This window comes from Nocardia sp. No.11 (assembly GCF_038752175.1).
GTDB lineage: Bacteria > Actinomycetota > Actinomycetes > Mycobacteriales > Mycobacteriaceae > Nocardia > Nocardia canadensis.
Genome location: NZ_JBCGFB010000236.1, coordinates 1 through 3,580, shown reverse-complemented (window position 1 = coordinate 3,580; position 3,580 = coordinate 1). Strand labels below are relative to the sequence as shown.

The window sequence follows — 3,580 nt, the reverse complement described above, 5'->3', positions numbered from 1 at the left end:
CCTACACGGCGCTCGGCGCGCTGGCCACCGCGACCGAGCGAATCCCGGTACCGCGGGTTCCCGCTATGTTGACTCCCTGGATCACGTGACCCGTCGGTCCGTCGCCGCAACGCAATGGAACCGAATCGTCGCTTCGTGCGTCCAATCAACAGAACGAGGAAACGGGGAGGGTAGATGACCGGGATTCTCCAGGTGGACATCGATGTCCTGGGCAAGACCGTCCAGTTGCTGCGCGGCACGGAGCAGGTGCTCACCGACGCCATGAACGCGCTGTCCAAGGACGGGAATTCCGACATCGGAACCGCCAAGCTGAACGACGCCGCCGACAACTTCCAGAGCAAGTGGAAGTACGGCATCGAACGGATCTGCGAGTCCGCGACCGTCACCGCCGACGGAATCGCGCAGTGCCACACCGCCTACCAGCAGCTCGATACCGCGGTCGCGCAGGCACTCGCCCAGGCGGGCGCGCAGACCGATCCACAGGCGGTCACTCCGGGGACCCCGAATTGACCGACAACCCCTACCCGAATCTCGGTTTCAACCCCACCCCGGGGGACGCCACCGAAGTCGCCGCCCTCGGCACGAAGGTCAAGACGGCTGCCGACGCCGTCACCGAGACCAACACGCTGCTCACCAGCATTCGCAACAGCAACGACGAGGTGTGGAAAGGCGAGGCGGGCGATGCCTTCCGCGCCGGCTTCGACGCCACGCTCGCCCAGGACCTCGGACTCGCCCAATCCTCGCTGCAGCAGGCCAACACCGCGATCGCGGCCTGGCACACCGATCTCGTGGCCTTCCAGGACACCGCGAAAGGTCTGGAGACCGAAGCCGCCACCGCCAGGGCCAACCACGCCCAAGCGGTCACCGCGCTCCAGCAGGCCAAGGCCAATCCCGACCTCGGCCTGGCCAACAAGACCTTCTCCGACGCGTCCGAGCTGGCCGACGCCCAGTCCCGGCTCAACGCCGCCAACGCCCAGGTGACCTCGGCGTCGACCGCGGTCGACAACTGTCAGGCCGCGATCGACGCGATCATCGCTCGCGCGAAAGATCTGGAGATCGCGCACAACGCCAAGGCCACCACCACGGCGAGCGAACTGGAGTCCGCCGCGAACTTCGCACCCAGCGAACCGGACAAGAGCTGGTGGGACAGTCTCACCGATTGGATCGATGAGAACCGCGACGCGATTCACGAGGTGCTGTCCACCACCTCCGCGATCGGCGGCATCCTGGCGCTGGTCACTCCGCCGCCGATCAGCGCGATCGCATTGGGCATCTCATTGGCCGCGGGCGCGGGGGCGCTGGCCCTGACCGCCACCAACGACGAACTGCGCGACGACCTGGTCAACGGCAGCTGGACCGAGAGGCTCGGCGCCGCCGCGACCGTCGGCGGTGACCTGCTGAGCGTGGTGCCCGGCGCCTCGGGGGTGTTCAAGGCGGGCAAGGTGGGCCTGATGGGGGGCGGCGCCGATGATCTCGGCAGATTCGGGATGATGGCGCAGACCTGGGGGGAAGCGGCGAATGATCCGGGTCTCGTCGCCCGCGTCTTCACCGACAAGAACGTCTTCGGCGTGTCGGACAAGCTCACCTCCTCCGGCGCGACGACCGGTGTGCATTCGCTGCTGCAGCTCACCGGAGCCGAAGGCAAGCACTTCATGCAGGAGAGTCCGGCGACCGCGCTGGCGGTGCTGCAGCGGATGACCGGCGCCTCGTACAAGTCGATCGATCTGTCCCAGGGAGTTGGAGATTGACAGCCCACACCATGCCTGGCGGGTCGACCACCTCGCTGTCGGTCGTCCTGCCGCGCGGCTACTACGAATTACCGCTGGACACGATTCATGAAGCGGTCGAGTCGGCCGAGAGCATCGTCGAGTTCCTGCCGACCGAGGTCGCCGACGTCTTTCCCGAAGTGGCGACGGCCATCGCCGACCTGCTGACCGTCCTGCGCGCCAACAACGCCTGTTACTGCGCGATCGGTCAGCACGCCGCCGCGGACGGCACACCGGTGACCTCGTGGCTGACCATCTCGCTGCTGGATCGCGGTCGCGCCCAGAACCCCCGGGTGACCATCGCCGAGCTGGCCACAGAGAAGGCGACCGACGGCCGCGACGCACACATCGAGCCGGTCGAACTCGGCGGGCGCACTGTCCTGTTCATCGAATCGACGACAACCTATGCCGTCGTCGACGATTCATCGCGGGCGGAGTCTCCCGGTCGCGCCGTCCATCAGATCGAGGCGATCGTCGTCGCCGACGACGGCGCCCGGATCGCCGTCGCCGTGCTGTCGACCGCCGATGTGGCGTACGGGTCCGATTTCGGGGCGATGATGGTGCTGCTGGCCGGCTCGATCACCTTCGACACCGTTGTCCATCCACAATTCACGCTCGCGCTGTGAACGGAACCGACGTCCGGACGGCGCGGGCCTGGAGCACACCGCGCACCTTGTGGACGCTTCTCTGGACGACTGTGCGCGCGCTGGTCGTGCTCGGGCTCGGCGTGGCGTGCGCAGTGGCGTTCGTCCACTTCGTCGAGGTGTCGCAGACGGAGACAGGACGGACGGCGCAGGACGCCGACCGGATGGCGCTGCTGTGCTTCTTCGCGGTCTTGCCACTCACCGTGACGGGAATCGTCATGACCCGAACCGCGTTTCGGCGATGGTTGTCGGCGCGGCATCGCTGGCAGGTGTGGCGCATCGAGACGCTGCGAACCGGCATCCAGGAATGGGTCCATCTGATAGACGACCGGGGAACCATCGCCGGCACCCTGGTGCTGCGCAAGTGGACATCGCGCACGTTCAGCGGCGACGACGAACTGGTGTGGTTCGCCGGGGTGCCGAACAAGGCAGGCCTCATCGCGAAACCGGGCGGCACCCGCACACAGCTGGCCTACCGTTCGCTCTTCTACACGCCGCCGCGCTTCGGCACCTCGCTGTTCGTCAAGAGCGAGCCATCGGCTCCGATTCCGCAGCCGCGCAGCGCTTCTCCGGCGACAACCTCCGAACCTCCCGGCAAGCACGGTGGATGGGACGATCCCGCGTTCCCCTCACCGCGCAAGCTTCGTCGAACGCTGGCCTACCCGCTCGACGTCGCCCTGCATCTGGCGATCGGTGTCGGTGTCGTGTTCTTCACCGACGAGGCGACGCGTCATGCCGTGACACACCAGGAGTGGAACAGTCCCCAGATCAAGTGGTGGACGATGATCGGATGCTTCCTGCTCGCCTCGTTCGTCGACCGGGTCGTCTTCCAAGCCGTGACGAGGACGACGCTCGGCAAAGCCGTGTTCGGGCTGGTCATCATCGACCGCGACACGGGCCGCGCTCCCCGTGCGCGCCGACTGCTCGCGGCCTGGCTGATCGGGGTGATCATGCCGCTGCTGGTCCTGGGAGACAGCTCCGTCCCGGAGCGCCCCGAGCGCTACCTGCTCCCGGCGGTGCGCCGCACCGATGCCCGCCGGGTGATCAGGCAGGCTGCCTGAAAAACGACGAAAAGCCCTCGCCGGCTGAATGACTCAGCAGGCGAGGGCCCTCGGTCAGGAATCGGCTCAGCCGAGCAGGCGCCAGTCCTCCAGGCCCTGGTAGAGCGGG

The 3,580-nt window shown here is 67.2% G+C and carries 4 protein-coding genes; all 4 read left to right on the top strand.

Features of this window, described 5'->3' with window-relative positions:
* Positions 1 to 174: 174 nt before the first annotated feature.
* The 4 genes from V8688_RS31665 to V8688_RS31650 are packed head-to-tail and all read left to right on the top strand — an operon-like array spanning position 175 to position 3,471.
* Positions 175 to 510: a hypothetical protein gene (locus tag V8688_RS31665; RefSeq protein ID WP_218719540.1), complete on the top strand. Its 336-nt coding sequence runs from the start codon at positions 175 to 177 to the stop codon at positions 508 to 510.
* Complete coding sequence (locus V8688_RS31660) at positions 507 to 1,748, top strand: hypothetical protein (RefSeq protein ID WP_218719539.1); 1,242 nt, start codon at positions 507 to 509, stop codon at positions 1,746 to 1,748. Before V8688_RS31665 ends, V8688_RS31660 begins: the two co-directional genes overlap by 4 nt.
* On the top strand, positions 1,745 to 2,392 hold the full coding sequence (locus V8688_RS31655; protein WP_342802349.1) for a hypothetical protein: 648 nt from the start codon (positions 1,745 to 1,747) through the stop codon (positions 2,390 to 2,392). Before V8688_RS31660 ends, V8688_RS31655 begins: the two co-directional genes overlap by 4 nt.
* The gene (locus V8688_RS31650) at positions 2,389 to 3,471 is read left to right on the top strand and encodes an RDD family protein (protein WP_342802348.1); all 1,083 of its coding nucleotides are present in this window, start codon (positions 2,389 to 2,391) and stop codon (positions 3,469 to 3,471) included. Before V8688_RS31655 ends, V8688_RS31650 begins: the two co-directional genes overlap by 4 nt.
* Positions 3,472 to 3,580 lie beyond the last annotated feature (109 nt).

Bases quoted from the DNA above. Each gene is read 5' to 3' on its own strand.
- V8688_RS31665 (WP_218719540.1), top strand. From the start codon at position 175: ATGACCGGGATTCTCCAGGTGGACATCGATGTCCTGGGCAAGACCGTC.